Origin of the sequence: Paenibacillus darwinianus, from assembly GCF_000598065.1 — a bacterium.
Lineage (GTDB): Bacteria > Bacillota > Bacilli > Paenibacillales > Paenibacillaceae > Paenibacillus_I > Paenibacillus_I darwinianus.
This window is the reverse complement of sequence record NZ_KK082204.1, coordinates 18,683-35,281: the sequence shown is the minus strand read 5'-3', so window position 1 is coordinate 35,281 and position 16,599 is coordinate 18,683. Positions and strand designations below refer to the sequence as shown.

11 protein-coding genes are annotated in these 16,599 nt (G+C 59.4%); 2 read left to right on the top strand and 9 right to left on the bottom strand.

Features of this window, described 5'->3' with window-relative positions; all coding sequences use genetic code 11:
- Both BG52_RS15505 and lipA read right to left on the bottom strand, forming a co-directional pair.
- The coding region (locus BG52_RS15505) for a YutD family protein (RefSeq protein WP_144340830.1) at positions 1-577 on the bottom strand (577 nt) is incomplete at its 3' end.
- Between the two features lie 40 nt (positions 578-617).
- The gene (gene lipA, locus BG52_RS13340) at positions 618-1,514 is read right to left on the bottom strand and encodes a lipoyl synthase (protein ID WP_036583321.1); all 897 of its coding nucleotides are present in this window, start codon (positions 1,512-1,514) and stop codon (positions 618-620) included.
- 136 nt (positions 1,515-1,650) lie between these two features.
- On the opposite strand from lipA, the gene BG52_RS13335 reads away from it, so the two are divergent.
- Complete coding sequence (locus tag BG52_RS13335) at positions 1,651-2,739, top strand: M23 family metallopeptidase (protein WP_051588122.1); 1,089 nt, start codon at positions 1,651-1,653, stop codon at positions 2,737-2,739.
- 216 nt (positions 2,740-2,955) lie between these two features.
- Here BG52_RS13335 and yunB read toward each other — a convergent pair whose 3' ends face one another.
- The 7 genes from yunB to BG52_RS13300 form a co-directional block, all read right to left on the bottom strand.
- Positions 2,956-3,855 (bottom strand): sporulation protein YunB, encoded by a 900-nt coding sequence (gene yunB, locus BG52_RS13330; protein ID WP_223299019.1) that lies wholly within the window; start codon positions 3,853-3,855, stop codon positions 2,956-2,958.
- A 245-nt stretch (positions 3,856-4,100) separates the two neighbouring features.
- A complete protein-coding gene (locus BG52_RS13325) occupies positions 4,101-5,201 on the bottom strand; it encodes a Gfo/Idh/MocA family protein (RefSeq protein ID WP_190287545.1) in 1,101 nt (366 codons plus the stop codon).
- Between the two features lie 27 nt (positions 5,202-5,228).
- Positions 5,229-5,954, bottom strand: a complete 726-nt coding sequence (locus tag BG52_RS13320; protein ID WP_036583324.1) for a ThuA domain-containing protein — start codon at positions 5,952-5,954, stop codon at positions 5,229-5,231.
- 56 nt (positions 5,955-6,010) lie between these two features.
- On the bottom strand, positions 6,011-7,168 hold the full coding sequence (locus tag BG52_RS13315) for a Gfo/Idh/MocA family protein (protein ID WP_036583326.1): 1,158 nt from the start codon (positions 7,166-7,168) through the stop codon (positions 6,011-6,013).
- A gap of 22 nt (positions 7,169-7,190) precedes the next feature.
- A complete protein-coding gene (locus tag BG52_RS13310; protein WP_036583328.1) occupies positions 7,191-8,213 on the bottom strand; it encodes a LacI family DNA-binding transcriptional regulator in 1,023 nt (340 codons plus the stop codon).
- A gap of 152 nt (positions 8,214-8,365) precedes the next feature.
- Positions 8,366-8,953 (bottom strand): nitroreductase family protein, encoded by a 588-nt coding sequence (locus BG52_RS13305; protein WP_223299018.1) that lies wholly within the window; start codon positions 8,951-8,953, stop codon positions 8,366-8,368.
- A 166-nt stretch (positions 8,954-9,119) separates the two neighbouring features.
- Positions 9,120-15,095, bottom strand: coding sequence for an alpha-amylase family glycosyl hydrolase (locus tag BG52_RS13300; protein WP_051602340.1), 5,976 nt, complete (start codon positions 15,093-15,095; stop codon positions 9,120-9,122).
- Between the two features lie 441 nt (positions 15,096-15,536).
- Here BG52_RS13300 and BG52_RS13295 point away from each other — a divergent pair, with 441 nt between their 5' ends.
- On the top strand, positions 15,537-16,562 hold the full coding sequence (locus tag BG52_RS13295) for a LacI family DNA-binding transcriptional regulator (protein ID WP_036583330.1): 1,026 nt from the start codon (positions 15,537-15,539) through the stop codon (positions 16,560-16,562).
- Positions 16,563-16,599 lie beyond the last annotated feature (37 nt).

Below are 16,599 nucleotides of genomic sequence, written 5' to 3'. Positions count from 1 at the left end.
TGCCGCCGCCCGACTGCTTGTCCCGGTCGCGGTCGCGCGGTTTCCCATGCTGCCCGTCGCGGCCCGCTCCCGATTGCGTCTCGCGGAGCACGGGAACCGGGCGCTCCCGCTGCAGACCGTAACGGTTCTGGCGCCAATCCCCCATCCGCCCGGCCGGCGGCTCCGGCTGGCGCGCCGCTCGCTCGCCGTCTGCGTCCACTTCATCGGTGACGGCTGCCGCATCCTCGCGGTCCAGCGCAACAAATCGCCCTTCTTCATCCGACGCAATGCCTTCGGGCACGTACTCGCCTTCCGGCCTTTTGCTTCCCGGAGCCTTCTGAAGCACGAAATAAGCGCACCCGAAATTGCAGTACTCGTTAATGTAATCGACCAACGAGACAATCGTCGAGTCCTTCGTCCCTTTGGGGTGGCCCTCCTTGTAGAAACCCTTCAGCCGCAACTGATTGTAGCCCCAGTCCCCGATAATATAATCGTAACGATCCAGCACATCGCTGTATCGTCCTTTGAACGCCTCGGGGTTCCAGGCGTTTTTATGCTCATGTACAAGCTCGTAAAGTCTGCCCGCGATTTGAATCAACGATGTGCCTCCTTCTCGATCGTTCCCGCCTTACCTGCAGTCAGCCATTCGCCGGCTGCGCCTTCGCAGCGGATTGCACCTGCTCGTGCGCATGATACGAGCTGCGTACCATCGGCCCGGATTCCACATGGCTGAACCCGCGTGCGATGCCTTCTTCCTTCAAGGACTTGAATTCGTCCGGATGCACGTAGCGCTCCACGGCAAGATGCGCCGGCGAAGGCTGCAAATATTGGCCCAGCGTCAGAATGTTGACGTCCACCGCCCGTAAATCGTCCATCGAGCGCAAAATTTCCTCACGCTCTTCACCGACGCCGAGCATCATGCTCGACTTGGTCGGAATGGACGGCGCCATTCCCTTCGCTCTTCTCAGCAATTCAAGCGAGCGGTCGTATTTCGCCTTAGCCCGAACCTTGTCGGACAGACGTTCCACCGTCTCGATGTTGTGATTCAGAATGTCCGGCCTGGCGTCCATCACGACCTGAAGGGCATCCCAATTGCCTTGGAAATCGGGAATCAGCACTTCAATGCTGCACAGAGGCAGCCTCTCGCGGATCGCGCGGACAGTCGCCGCAAAAATGGATGCGCCGCCGTCCGCGAGATCGTCCCGCGCCACCGAAGTGACGACGCAATGGCGCAGCCCCATCTGGACGGCCGCCTCGGCCACACGTTCCGGCTCCTGCAAATCCAGCTCCGTCGGCAGGCCCGTCTTGACCGCGCAGAAGCGGCAGGCCCGCGTGCAGATATCGCCGAGAATCATAAAGGTCGCCGTGCGGTTGGCCCAGCATTCATAAATGTTCGGGCAGCGCGCTTCCTCGCATACGGTATGCAACGTTTTCGAACGCATCATGTCCTTGATTTCGGCGTAATTACCGTCGGTCGTCAGTCTTATGCGAAGCCAATCCGGCTTGGGTTCCTTGTTGCGTTGTTTTGTACTCATGAAGATTACCTGCTTTCTTGGCAAGCGGAGCCTGCTCCGCTCCAGTATATCGATTATCCCTTATTATAGCACGAATCGGATAAAAACCAATGATATGCAAATGCTAACCGCAGACAAGGAGGCGATTGAAACCGACATGCGACGGAATTGGGAACAACAGCCCTTAACCACCATCCGAAAATGGGCGGCCTTCGGTCTCGCGGCGCTTATGGCCTCGTCCGCGGCCCTCTCCCCCTGCTCGGCGGCCGTTCCGACGGCCCATTCGGAGGCGAAGCCCGCTTCGGCCAAAGAACCGACGGAAGCCGAGCGGATGGCGCAGCGCCGGAACATTTTCGAACAAACCAGCACCCTTACCGGAATCCCTTGGTATTATTTGGCGGCGATCGACCAATACGAGCGCACATTGACCAAAGCGAGGCCGAAAGCGAGACCCGTTTCCGGCGGCTTGCTGTCTATCTACATTCCGCCCTCCCGCTGGAGCGGCGCCTTGAATCCCGATGAAGCAGAGACTTCCCTCGCCGCCATTCGCCATTTCGGCGGAATTGGCCGGGACGGCGACGGCGACGGCAAAGCGGACAGACTGAACGACGCGGACGTCATGTACACGATCGCAAGCCATGTGCTCGCTCACGGCACAGCTACGGATGACTTCGCCATCGGGTTGTGGGAATATTACCGCAATACGCGGGCAGTGCAGCGGGTCATGCAATTTTCACGGCTGTACGACGCCTTCGACAGGCTGGACCTGTTCGAGCATGCTTTTCCGCTGCCCGTCCGCGCCAATTATTCCTACCGCAGCACCTGGGGGGCGAGACGAGGCTGGGGCGGGTACCGAATTCACGAGGGCACGGATATTTTTGCCGGTTACGGTGTCCCCGTCCGCAGCACATGCTACGGCATCGTCGAAGTGAAGGGCTGGAATCCTTTCGGCGGCTGGCGAATAGGCATTCGGGATCTCGACAACGTGTACCATTATTACGCTCACCTGTCCGGCTTTGAGAGAAAGGTGGCGGTCGGCGACATCGTGACGCCCGGACAGACGATCGGCTGGGTCGGCAGCTCCGGCTACGGCAAGCCGGGCACATCGGGCAAGTTCCCGCCCCATCTGCATTACGGCGTGTACCGGGACCGCGGCCTTGTCGAGTGGGCCTTCGATCCTTACCCCAGCCTTAAATCATGGGAGCAGGAGGAATGGCGCAAAATCCGCGGGAAGAAAAACAAGTAGAACCCGCCGCCCGGCGGGTTCTACTTGTTCGATCGGACAAGCGCTGAATTCGATACACCGTGCCGGCTGATGAAGGCGGTTCATTAATCGCGGCATTAATCCTATCACCGCTGTGCTATTTACGTTTCTTCATCGCAGCCGGTCCGATAACGCGGCTCGGCGCCCGCTGCGCCAGTCGCACCATGCTCCTTGCCCGGCCTCCCGCCGTACCCCGCTCTACTCCCGCGGAGCCAGAGTGGTCCCGACGTCCGCTTCCTGCGATACGTCTCCGCTGCCGGCTCCACCCGTCTGCTGGCCGGACTCCTTCGACACGCCCCCGCCCGGTTCCATCGGCACGGCGATATTCGGCGCATTCGGCGCCGCGCCGCCGACGGGATTGCCTTTGTTGTCATAGTAATACATCGGCACATCGCCGACCACGAGCAGGTAGGATATCGGAATTTCCGTCTGCACGGTCTCCGGCTTCGTATCGAACGGGATGATGATCGCCACCTCGGCGCGGATGCGTATAAAAACTTCCACCAGGATCATGTTGATGCCCGCGTTGGTTTGCCGCGTGTTCAGGTCGACCTTGACCGCCCCGATCGGCTCCAGACGCACGGGCACCCGGGGCCCGAAGGACGAAATAATCGCGCTGCCGAGCGCCTGGCCGATCGGAATATATTCCGGCAGTTGTTTAATATCGCCCAGCGTTTTCTGAACCGTTTCGATGGTCTCCGACGTGATCCGCATATGCTCGCCGTAATTCAGCATGAAGCCCGAGATTTTCCCATCGGCATTCGTTTTCCACTCGACCAGCCGTTCATAGTCGGATTCGCCCGCAACCTGCTTGGATATCGCCTCATTAATCGACTCCGTCGCAATCTGCTTCACGCGCAGCGTAGCTACCGTCATCAGGGGCGGACGTAAATTTTTCTCGATGAACACAAACGTCTGAACCGTCAGTACAGCAAACAGCAGCAGGATGAGCAGCGCCAGCTTTTTGCCTCCCAGCCGAAACCCGATGCCCCTGCCTCGTCTTCCTCCTCTGCTGCTTCTGCCTCCCCTGCTACGCCACCGCCTTCTCCTCCAACCGGCCACCGGACTCCCCCTCTCCACAAGGCCGTACAGCACCACTCTGTCCTTTATCCCTATCCCAAGCTTATGCGGCGGTTCCGCAAAATACTTTAAATATTTAATTCGGTAGGGTCCACGCTTGAAGCGCTTGAGGATAATATTTGACGGGGAGTGAACATATGGGATCGACCTGTTGTTCTCCACATGTACCCTTGCGGTTTACCCTCCCATATCTCCCTGGGTCGATGCCCGATGCCCTTATGGAAAAGATTGCTTCCAGCCTATCCGTGCTTGCGTTGAGGCTATTAATCCAGCTCATAATCCGCCAGACCGGCCGGAAGCGGCGCCGGCTTCGCGCAGGTGCTGCGCATCGCGTAATGCCGGCCCTGCTCGGACGCGTCGTGGAAGCCGTGCATCGCCTCCAGCACATGATAGGCCAGCTCGCCGGCGGCCCGGTAGCTGCGTCCGGTGCGGATCGCTTTGGCCATGTCGGCCGCGCCGATGCCCCGCGCGTTCTCTGCATTGGCATGCGTGAGCGCGATGTCGGTCCACTCCCGCGAGCCGGCGCGCGATAACCGGATCTCGCCGCCGAACATGTTCGGATCCGGCACGACAAGCGTTCCCTCGCTGCCGTATACTTCAATACGCGGGAGCACCGAGCCGCCCTTCACGTCAAAGCTGGTCAAAATCGTGCCGATCGGTCCGGCCGCGAAATCGATAATGCCGGCGACATGCGTCGGCACATCTACCGTAATCCGCTGTCCCCTAAGCGGCTCGCTTGTAATGAGCCGCTCCGGATAGGAGATGCGCGCCGAGCCCGTTACCCGGCTGATCGGGCCGAGCATGGCAATTAACGCCGTCAAATAATAAGGCCCCATATCGAACATCGGGCCGCCGCCCGTTTTATAGAAAAATTCCGGCGCCGGATGCCACGATTCGGTGCCCCCGCTCATCATGAAAGCGGTCGCCCCGATCGGCGTGCCGATCGCACCGTCTTCGATCAGCTTGATGCACGTCTGGATGCCTGCGCCCAGAAACGTATCCGGCGCGCAGCCGACGAGCAAATTTTTGCTCCGCGCGATGTCCAGCATACGCGCCGCGTCCTCGCGCGTGACCGACAGCGGTTTTTCGACGTACACATGCTTGCCCGCTTCCAGCGCCTGGATACACACGGGAGCGTGCGCCGCCGGAATCGTCAGATTGATGACCATCTCGATCTCCGGATCGGCCAGCAACTGCTCCACCGAGCAGCCGCGCACGCCGTGCTCGGCGGCCTTGACCTTCGCCCGCTCCACATCGAGATCGGCGCATGCCGCGATTTCCATCGATTCGAACCGTCCGCCGTTCTGAAAATAAATGCCGCTGATGTTGCCCGTGCCGATCATGCCGACTTTTACTTTATCCACGATTCCTCTCTCCTTCTTCTTCTCGCTCTAAAGCTGATTATCGGCCATGCCCGAATAGACTTCGCGCTGCCCCGCCGCATTCCGAAGCGCCTCGCGCCTGCCTTCCGCCGTCCATAGGAAGCCGCGCCGCATCAATTCGGACACGACTGGCATCCGCACGATATCGGCCACATGGCCGAGCGAATTGTAGTAGACGCGTCCGATTCCCCAGCGTTTCGTCCATACGACCGGCATATCGACCGGCCCATTCAGCGAATGCGGTCCCGGCACGACGGGAAACCGCGTCGTCGCCAGCACCTCGACAGCCGGATCGACGTGCAAATAATATTGCTCCGACTTGACGCCGAAGTCCCCGATCCCGGCAACCAGCGGGCTTGTGCTGTGCTTGACGTTGACGACATACTCGACGCCGTCGTTGCCCGGATGAGCCACCCATTGACCGCCGGTCATAAACTGCCAGTCCACATTCTCGCGGAACGCGTCGCACATGCCGCCATGGCAGCCGGCCAGCCCTACGCCGCTCTGAACAGCCGCCGACACGTTATCGACCAGCTTCTGTTCAATCCGACCCATCGTCCAGAGCGGCACGATCAAATCGAGTTCCAGCAGCTTCCCGGCATCGGCGAACGCCTCAAGGGAATCCGCCACCTCGACCCCAAAGCCCTCCTGCTCCAGTATCCCGCGAAAATGGTCCGCCGCCTGCTCGGGCTCATGCCCGCTCCAGCCGCCCCATACGATCAACGCTTTCTGCATGCCGACTCCTCCTGTCCGTAAGCTCTCATCTTCAAGCATGCACCGGCAGGCGCCGGCTACATCTCCTCAATGCCCACCCAACGCCGTTCGACGATCGACCGTTCCACCGCCTCGAGCACGGCCTGACAGGCAACGCCGTCACGGAAATTCGGCACCGGCTGGCGGTCTGCCGCAATGGCATGAAGCAATTCGACGACCTCGTGCGTGAACGTCTGGCCATAGCCGATCGTGTGGCCGGCCGGCCACCACGCATTCATATAAGCGTGCGCCGGATCGGTCGCAAGCACCCTGCGGAATCCCTGCACCTCTTCGGAGTCATCGCCAAAATAAACCTGCAGCTCGTTCATCCGTTCAAAATCGAATTTCACGCTGCCTTTGCTTCCGTTAATCTCGAACGCATTCGTGCACCGGTGTCCCAATGCGTAACGCGTCGCCTCGAAGCTGCCTACCGCCCCGTTCGCGAACCGGGTCAGGAACAGCGCCGCATCATCGACCGTAACAGGTCCCTTCGGCGCATCCACGCTGCCCTTGCCGCTGAGTCCGGTCATGGAGGACGGCATTGGCCGCTCCTTAATGAACGTCTCGCTCATGCCGATGACCTCTTTCATGTCCCCGATCAGGAAATGAGCAAGATCGATCAGATGCGCGCCAAGGTCTCCGAGCGAGCCCGAGCCGGCGATGTTTTTATCCAGCCTCCACACAAGCGGAAAGTCGGGGTCGACGATCCAATCCTGCAAAAACCAGGCGCGGTAATGATAAATGCGGCCCAGCCGCCCTTCCTCGACGAGCTTCTTCGCCAGCTGCACGGCCGGCGCGAACCGGTAATTGAAGCCGACCATATGCTTAACGCCGACGGACTCCGCCGCCTCCAGCATCTCGCGAGAATCAGCCAGCGTCAGCGCAAGCGGCTTCTCGCAGAATATATGTTTGCCGGCCTTGGCCGCTGCAAGCGCAATGTCTTTATGCGCGTTGGACGGCGCATTGATATCGATCAGATCGATATCGTCCCGTGCGACAAGCGCGCGCCAGTCGGTCTCCATCGATTCCCAGCCGAATTGCGCCGCAGCCTGGGCAAGGCCCTCCGGATCGCGGCCGCAGATCGCCTTCATCACAGGCTTCGGCGCATCCGGAAAAAACATCGGTGCGTCCTTGTAAGCCTGGCTATGGGCTTTGCCCATAAACTTGTAACCGACCATTCCGACATTCAGCTTCATCTGTTAACCCTCCCGATATTGATTATTTTGCGGACGATTTCCTAACAACGAGCTCGGTCGGCATCGTCCTGCGGAAAACGGACGCGCCGGCGGACCAGCCGGGAATCCGCTCCAGCAGCATATCCGCCGCCGTCAAACCCATCTCATAGAAAGGCACCTTCACCGTTGTTAGCGGCGGATCCGATATGCGCGACGCATCCGAATCGTCATAACCGACGATGCGCATATCCTCCGGCGTCTCGCACCCCCGCTCGCGCAGCCCCTGCAGCAGGCCTATCGCCATCCGGTCGTTGGCGACGAATACGGCGTCCAGCTTCTCCCTGTCCGCAAATACCGCCGCAGCCGCCGCCTGGCCGCTTCTCATGCTGTAATTGCCCTCGTAGAGCAGCCCGGGATCGAAGCCGATTCCCGACTCCTCCAATGCGCGCCTATAGCCCGCAAGCCGGTCGGCGCTGGTCGAATACTGAGGGGCGCCGTTCAGAAAGCCGATACGTCCGAAACCGCTTTCAATAAGATGACTGACCGCATGGTAGCTTCCCGTCTCATGAGCCGCGACCACGGCGCTCACACCCGGGTCGTCGAAGCTCTGATCGATCAGGCAGAAGGGCAGCCCGGCCTCCGCCATCGCAGCGATGCCAGTCGTTTCGGAAGGCAGCGAGTTGGCGCCGAGCACCAGGCAGCCGTCAATCCTTTGCGTTCGGAACAGCGACACATAGTCGTACGGCACCGCAGGATCGCGGTACAGCAGCAGCAAGCCGCAGCCGTGCGCGCGCGCCGCCTCGCCAATGCCGCTCATCATCTCCGAGAAATAATAGGTCGAGAAAAGTCGCACCTTCGGCACATGCGGAATGACGACGCCGAGATTGCCGCTTCGGCCGCGGGCAAAGCTGGAAGCAATCGCATTCATATGATAATTCAAGGTTTGGGCTGCTTCCAGCACCTTCTGCCGGGTCGACTCGCGGATCGGCCCCACGCCGTTCATCACTCTCGAAACCGTCGCCTCCGACACGCCTGCCATGTCCGCAACCTCTTTGCGCGTAGCCATTCGTCTACCGAGACCACCTTGTTCCGTTTTGATGTACACGCGTACATTTTCGCACGCGGCCGCTACCCTGTCAATCGAAAAAAATGTCGAAGGGCGTCAGTCCTCCGAACGCCCTTGCACGCGCCCGGCGGAACTGCCGCCCTGATAGCCTACTATTTGTTCGATTCGGTTCCGTCGAGCCATACCGTCTTGTCCGCAGCTGGTTTCCTCCTGCCGGCAGGCGCCGCCATATCCGGCACCCCAGCGTATACAAGCCCGACCAGCCACTCGTTCTCATCCATCCCGAGCGCCTCCTTCATTCGGGCATGGTAGATCGGTTCTCCCGAACGCCAGATCGCGCCCAGGCCGAGCGAATGCGCCATGAGCAGCATGTTCTGCACGGCGGCGTGGGCAGCGGCGAATTCCTCGATCCGGATCACTCCCGGATCGTCCGAAGGCTTGACCGTGACGGCGATCACCACTGGCGCGCGGTACGCTTTTGCCCCGTGCTTGGCCCGCAGCTCCGCAAGCGCCGGTTCATCCGACACTTTAGCCCGCTCGGCGGCAATGTCTCCATATGCGCGCGCGAGCACGTCCCGGCCGCTGCCCGTCATGACGATAAACCGCCAGGGCTCGGTGTGATGGTGGCTAGGCGCCCAGTTACCCGCTTCCAATATGAGCTCGATTGTCTCGCGCGGAATCGGATCGGCCTTTACCCGGCCGAGCGATCTGCGTCCCCTGATCGCTTCCATCAGTTCCAAATCTCATCCGCCCTTTCCCAATTATCGACAGTCTCACCCTCGATTTTACCCTTCTTGCATACGCGGGGCAAACGGCAAACGTCCAAAGACGACAGCAAACGCCACCTGGAGGATGAACCCCCAGATGGCGTTTGCTCGTGAAAACGGTCGATCCCGTATACGCCGATTATTTTGACAGCAAATTGTAGATCGCCTGAGCGCTCTCCGCGCGGCTTAACTCCGCATCCGGCAGGAATACATTGCCCGAGCGGCCCTTAACGAGCCCTAATCCGGCGGCTTCCGCGATCGCTTCCGCAGCCCATGGGCTGAAGCGCGCCTCATCCTTGAAGCTCACCTGGAAGCGGCTTGCCGCAGCCTTTGCCGGTTCGATCGCCTGCTTGAAGGCTCTTGTCAGCAAAACGGCCATCTCGGCACGGGTGATCCCGTCGTTCGGCGCCAATGCGGCGGTGGTACCCTTGCCTTTGAGAATACCCGCCGCAACGGCGGCCGAAACTTCGTCCGCATACCATGCGCCGGCCGGAACGTCCTTGAACGTCAGCGACGTTTCTTCGCCCGGGGACAATCGCAGGGCGCGAACGAGCATCGACGTGAACTCGGCCCGTGTCACGCTGCGTTCCGGCGCGAACGAACGGGTATCGGTGCCGTTCACGACTTGTTTGGCCGCCAGGGATTTGATCGCCAGGCGCGCCCAATGCGCGGCCCCGACATCCGCGAATGTCCGCTCGATTTGAAGCACGGCATATTGGCTGAAATGGCCGACTTCTGCGGAAACTGTATTTCCGTTCCATACCCCTCCCGCATACTCCAGCGTGCCGTCATCTCCGATGAAGTAGACGCCCGCGGTATCGGGATCCGCTGTGCCCTCGACGTCAAAAGCAATCGTGATCGGCCGCTCAAAGGCGGCAAGGAATTGCCGGGAACCGTTCTCCCCCAGCACGGACAGACGGAACTCGTATACTTGACTGATCGCCCGGATGTTTCCGGCTGTGACCGAAGCCTGCCCAACCGCCGACTTCGCAGCCTCGTTGTTTAACGGCTTCATCTCGAACGCGATTTGCCCGCCGCTCGCGTCCGAGCCTGTGCCCGTGCCCGTGCCCTGCGCCAAGCTTTTCAGCGCTTTCAGCACCTCCGCCGGCACCTCGACAGCCAGCTTGCTTTGCTTCAGCAGCAGCTTGCCGTCTTGAACGAAATCGGCCGTACGAAGCGGCAGCAATACCTGCTGCGTACCGGCGGCGATTTCGACGGTGACGGTGCCCCCTGCGTCAGGGGCGGCTTCAAGCGTTTTTTCGCTGATCGTTTCAGTCGATGTCTGCGGACCTGACGGTGCAGCCGGTGCGGTCGGAGCATTGGGCCCGGCTCCCGGGCCTGAACCGGACGACGGCGAATCGGACGACGTTCGCGTAACGGTCAGGTTCAGTGTTTTCGTCGCTTGGCCCGCTCTCCCTTTGTCTACATACCAAGGCAGATTAAGCGTCTCCTCCGTCGGTTCAATATGAAGCTTGAACGTATTCAATCCCGGATTAAGCGGGATCGACCCGACATCTACCTGTCCGAATGGGTCCATCTCGCCCGCCTTGATCGGCTTGTCGTTGATGGTGAACGATACGCCATAAGGGACGTTGGCCTTCAGCCTGAAGCTCGGGTCCGCAGTCGAAAACGCGATATCCTCACCGTATGAAATTCTCGGTATCGACACCATCATCGGCATATCCGCCCAGCGCAGCACATAATCATCGACCACCATCCGATTGCCGCCCTGGTTGGCTATTTTCAGCTTCATGTTCGTATCGGTCGAGCTGTAAGCCCAGTTGCCCGCGTCGCTGGTGTCGTTCGGCAGACGGCTGTGGCTGGTATACGCCTCGGTGGGCCAGCTGCCCCGTGCGTATTTGTATTCGATAGTTTTGCCCGCCATCATCTTGAACGAATACTCCAGGATGCTGCGGTTGGTTGCCCCGCTGGGCACGTTAAGCTTGGTCGATTGTACGTTCCAGCCGTTAAAGCTGCCCGCGATCGTTATGTCGTCCGTAGCCGGCGTGTAATCCGGGATTCGCAGGCGCAGTGTGACATCGATCATGACCAGCTTCGGCGTAACCGGCTGCTCGTTCGAGGACAAACGGTTGTAGGCCTGGTCATAGGCGGACACTTTATACCTGTATGCGATATCGTTATTGACGGTGAAATCGACATAGGCTGAGGCGTCCTTATTGACGGCCGCGATTTTCCGCCAGGCCGGGTCCGCCGATGAAGATCGGTAAATTTCAAAGCCCTTGACGGAGGTGTCGCTCACGGTCCAGACCAGAGCGGCACGGCTCGATTCCTGCAAGATGGCACCCAGCACCGGAGCAGCGGGAGGCGTCGTATCCTGCGTATCTGCCAGCGCATTCACCCGGCTTTCCCCCGAAGTGTACCCTGTCTCGCCGTTATTCGTTGTGAAGACGGCGAAATACCGGTAGACACCCGGCTCGACCGGTTCGAAGGCGGCCTTGTACACCTTCGCGCCGCCCGAATCCTGTTTATACTGCAAGGGAACCGACAAGGCAGTATCCGGAGTAACGCCCTCCTTGTCCAAGTAGTAAAAAAGCTTGCCCGTCAAGCTGGGCGCGGACTTGTTCGAATACTGCGGGTTATCGGTCAAGCCGTACACGGCAGCCGAGACGGTGATATCGGCCGTCTTGTTTCCGACGCCCAGCGTCACATCGTTGACCGACGATGGTATGCCGACTGCGTCAATCGGGAAGTACGGCGTAGCCGATACGGCGTCGGCCGGCAGGCTCTCCGATACATCCTTGAACGCGGTAACCGTGTAATAATACTTGGTGGCGTTCACCACTCGCGTATCCGAATAAGCCGTGGCGGCCGCCTCGCCAACATACTCGATGTCGCCGCCCTCGATCAGCGACCGGTATACCCGGTACCCGTCAGCTCCATTAACGGCCTGCCAGGTGAGGTCCACCTTTCCGTTGCCCGCGTTGGCAGCCAGCCCGGTCACGACCGGCAGTGCGCTGATCGTCTCCTTGGACACCATCATGACGCCGGTTTTCGCTGGAATCGTGAGGGAGGCCTTGCCACCGTTGACGACCGCCTGAATCGATCCGCCGAGCTGATCGACAAGGGTCAGACCGTCCGGCAGGAAGCCCGCGGTTTTCACATCGATCGTCTGCGCCTCATTGCTGCGGTTAATAGCCATCAGGCCGCCCTTGCTCTCAGTCTTTCGAGCATAGGCGATAACGTCTCCCGCCGCATACGAGAGGCGGATGTCCCCCGTGCGGAACACCTCATTGTCGTTGCGGACGGCGGCTGCCGTTTTATAGGTGTTGAAAAGGCTTGCGTAACGGCCAACTCCCTTATAGCTGCCACCGCCGCCTGTTACGCGCTCCCACGGAAACGTCCGCCGTGAGTCGGGATCCTTCGTACCGACAAGTCCCACTTCGTCCCCGTAATATACAGTCGGCGCGCCCGGGTAACCCATCTGGAAAATCGCGGTCAGCTGCTGGTCGACCAGCGCAGCATCGCTTGCTTCAGGCGCTATTTGGGTCCGCTCCTCCTCGTAGCTCGGAAATTGCAGCTTCGTAATCGATCGCGTCGTATCATGGGAGCCGACCAGATTGAGCATGACCTGCCACGCTTCCTCCGGATAGTCCTCACGTATCGATTCCAGCGCCTGATCGAAATTCGCTGCGTTGCCGTCGATCATGAAGCTTTGCAGAGCGCTGCGGAAGCGGTAGTTCATGACCGAGTCGAATTGGTCGCCGAGCAAGTAACGGGTGGCGACGCCCCACTCCTCGCCGAGGATGATCGGCTCCTCTATCGGATTGCCGTTCGCGTCAAGGCGGCCCGCTTGCGATTTGACGGCTGCACGGAACTTTTTCCATGTCCCTTCGGATACATCCGGCGCCACATCCAGACGCCAGCCGCTCGCCCCCATCCAGTTCCAGCGCTGCGAAGCCGTATTCTGCATGGCCGTATCGGCTTTCTCCTTCGTCAAACCGGTCAGGTCACGGCCGATGACGTAATCGCGGTAACTCGCATTATTCCATTCGTGAACGCCTTCAAGCGCCTCCGAATCGCCGGCTTGCGGTCCCACGGCGTCCATAGCCGGCAGAGAATCGTAGCCCCACCAGGCGTCGTATTTATAAATATCGCTTGTGCCTTCCCGGTCTTTAACCCGCTCGTTTTTGACCGTGAACCAGTTCACAAATTCGAAATCCTGCGGATACTTATAATTGCTGCCGGTCTTCGGATTGATCAGGCCCGTAAAATAGTCCTGCGCCTGCGCCTCGGCCTGCTCGACCGTCATGCCCGCCGTTGTGTTCTGGATGTCGTACACCTTCGCCCAGTACTCGTAAGAACCGATCTCCGGATACTTCTCGTAACGGTCGAAGTAGATCGAATCGTCGCCGACATGGTTGAAAACGCCGTCCACAATCAGCTTGATGCCCTGCCCGCGGGCAGCATTGGCGAATTCAACAAACACCCGATCCGATGCAATTCGCGTAGCTTCGACGTTCAGGCCGCTCGCCGGGTCGCCTGGCTTGTTGTACACCGGCATACCGAACATCGGATCCAGATGCTTGTAATCCGTTGCATCATATTTATGGTTGGATGCAGCCCATGCGACCGGGTTGAAATAAATGGCCGTCACCCCGATGGACTTCAGATAATCCAGCTTCTGCCGCACCCCCTGAATATCCCCGCCGTAAAACTCGTTCGTCCAGATTCCGTCCGTCTCGGCATCCGGATAATATGGCTTGTTCTCCGGCAGGCTGCGATCCGGATTCTCCGGAATCGCGCTCCATTCCCCCTTCACCTGCCCGGGCGAGGGGTCGTTCTCGACGCCACCGTCGAAATATTGCAGAGGATAGCTGGCGATCGCCTCCACATCGTCGCCCTCGTCGCGGAAGCCGCGGTAGCCATCCTTCAGCTTGGCGCGGTTGTTCGCTTTGTCCCCGTCGAAGAACCGGTCGGGGAAAATCTGGTACACGACGGCATTTTTCATCCAGTCGGGTGTGGCGAACCCCGGATCATACACCGTGAGATCGAAAGGCACGGCCCCTTCCTCCACTGCGGATCCGCTGCCGCCCCGCACGGAATCGTCGCCGTATTCTAGCTTGGTTCCCCCGTCGATCAGCAGAAATTTATAGCCCCAGATACCGATTTCCGTAAAGGCCGCCTTCGGCACGGATACTTCGAAATAATCCTTCTCGCCGATGACCGTGGCTTTGCGCATATCGAACGTTGAGGTCTTCCCGTCGCCTCCGGTCAGCTCCAGCCGTGCCAGTTGCACGTCGTCCTTGGCTGCGGCAATGCGGAAGGTGACGTCCTGCTGTCCTTGCTTGACTGCGCCGAACGGCTTTTTGAACGTGATGCTGCGACTGTCGAACTGCAGGCTTTGCGCCTTGATCCTGCCGTCAAAGCCTCCGTTCAGGATAATCGTATCTGCGGTCAGCAGCTTGTCCCCCGCATAGTCGATTGAAAACACCGTATACGCATCCGCCGCGCCCGCCACCTGGAGATTGGCGCCGCCACTGCCCGTGGCGCCGTAATTTTCATCCCAATTCGGGCCGAATGCCACCTTGGCTTCATAGGAGCCCGGCGGCAGCGTTCTTTGCATTTTAAACACCGTGCCGTCAAGGTTGTAATCCGCGAAATAAAGCTGCGATGTTTCGGGAGACCAGTTGGCCGTCCCGCCCAGGGCGGTCTGGAGATTGCCGACCAGCCGCGGCCATTTCTCCGCCGGAAGAGGCGCCGTATACTGCGGCAGGCCCTGCACGCCGGGAGCCGTAATTCTGGCCGCATTGATCTCCTCGTTGACATAGATGCTTACGGCGGTCTCCGCTTCGAGCGTCAGGAAGAAGTTGCTCCCCGCGTTGCTGAAGCCGTCCCAGGTATCGTTTCGGGTCAGCTTGAACTGATGGGTTCCAGCCGGAAGCACGGTGCTGTATGTATACAATCCGCCGACGATGTGCTTCATTTGGCCTGCCGTATTGGACGGATTCCATTCGGTGAATGTACCGGCCACGACCCATTTGGAAGCTCCCCCGGGCTCCTCCGCCCATTGCTCTGCGTTCGGAGCGGCCATGGCCGGCGGCAAAATCAGCAAAGCCGATACAATCTGGAACAGCAGGGCCGCCGTTAAAAGCAACTGTAGCCCCTTCCTGCGGCCGACACAACTTCGATTCATCAAAAAAACTCCTCTCTATTTGGGGTGATCAAGTAAGAGCAAACGTTTGCACAAAATGGATGCGGATACGATACGTATCACCACGCCGCCCCCCCTTTGTGAAAACGCTTTAATACTTGCCTACAATAATAATCTCCGCTTGAACGCTTGTAAAAACGGATTTTTCGGGTTTTGCATTTATATCCCGGCAAATTCGAGGAAATTCCTCTCATTACCTTGCATTTCCTCATGTTTTCTGTATATTTTACCTATATTTCCTTTTGATCGATTTTCCGCGTACCGTTCACGATTATGTGGTTTACACCGTCCGTTGATTGCGCTAACATAGTAAAAAAAGGATTTTCGCTTTGCGAAAGTCTGACATCATTCAATCGTTTGCATTGGAAATTGGAGGTCGTTCCCTTGAACGTAACTATAGTCGACATCGCGAGAAAGGCGGGCGTATCGCCCTCCACCGTTTCGCGCGTCCTGTCCGGCCATCCGAAGATCAGTGCCGCCACCGCGCGTAAGGTGAAGGAAATTATGGAGGCGATGGACTATCATCCGAACGTAATGGCCAAAAGCCTCGTCTCCAAGGTGACCCGCACGATCGGAATCGTCCTTCCGAGACCGGCCGAAGAGCTGTTCCTGAATTTGTTTTTCTCCGAGGTGATTCGCGGCGTGGTGACGCAAGCCACCCGTTCCGGCTACGATCTCATGCTGACGACGGGATCGACCGAGCGCGAGGAGGTCGACGCGGTCAACCGTCTCGTGCGCGGCCGCCGCGTGGACGGACTTATCCTGCTGTATTCCCGCGAAGGCGATCCGGTCATTAAACTGCTGAAGGAAAACAATTTTCCGTTCGTGCTGATCGGCCGCAGCGAAGAACATAGCGACATTCTGACGGTGGACAACAACAACGTGCAGGCCGCTTACGACGTGACCCGCCATTTCATCGCCCAGGGCCACACTCGGATCGGCTTCGTCAGCGGGCCGCCCGACCTGACCGTCTCCAAGGACCGGCTGGCCGGCTACCGGAACGCGCTTGCGGAAGCAGGCATCGCCGCTCGTCCCGATTGGATCGTCGAAGGCGACTTCCTGCAAGAAAGCGGCTACCGCGCCATGTCGTTCATCATGAACGTTCCGGATCGGCCGAGCGCGATTGTCGTCATGGACGATGTCGTCGCACTCGGCGTGCTGGGCGGCGTCACCGAGCTCGGCTTTAAAGTGCCGCAGGATCTGGCCCTCGCCGGCTTCAACAACATCCCGATGTCCGAGCTGACGTCACCGCCGATCAGCTCCGTCGATATCGGCATCTATCAGCTGGGCTACACGGCGTCCCAGACGCTGCTTCGCGCGGTGAAAGGCGAGCCGGTTCATCAGCAACGCATGCTTATCCCGCATCGGTTCATAGCGCGTGAATCGTCCATCTTCAAGCCTCCGTCATAAGCGGGCGCTGCCCCTCGTCCGGCTGCTTACCCAATCT

Bases quoted from the DNA above. Each gene is read 5' to 3' on its own strand.
- lipA (WP_036583321.1), bottom strand. From the start codon at position 1,514: ATGAGTACAAAACAACGCAACAAGGAACCCAAGCCGGATTGGCTTCGC.
- BG52_RS13335 (WP_051588122.1), top strand. From the start codon at position 1,651: ATGCGACGGAATTGGGAACAACAGCCCTTAACCACCATCCGAAAATGG.
- BG52_RS13320 (WP_036583324.1), bottom strand. From the start codon at position 5,954: ATGCAGAAAGCGTTGATCGTATGGGGCGGCTGGAGCGGGCATGAGCCC.
- BG52_RS13315 (WP_036583326.1), bottom strand. From the start codon at position 7,168: ATGAAGCTGAATGTCGGAATGGTCGGTTACAAGTTTATGGGCAAAGCC.
- BG52_RS13310 (WP_036583328.1), bottom strand. From the start codon at position 8,213: ATGGCTACGCGCAAAGAGGTTGCGGACATGGCAGGCGTGTCGGAGGCG.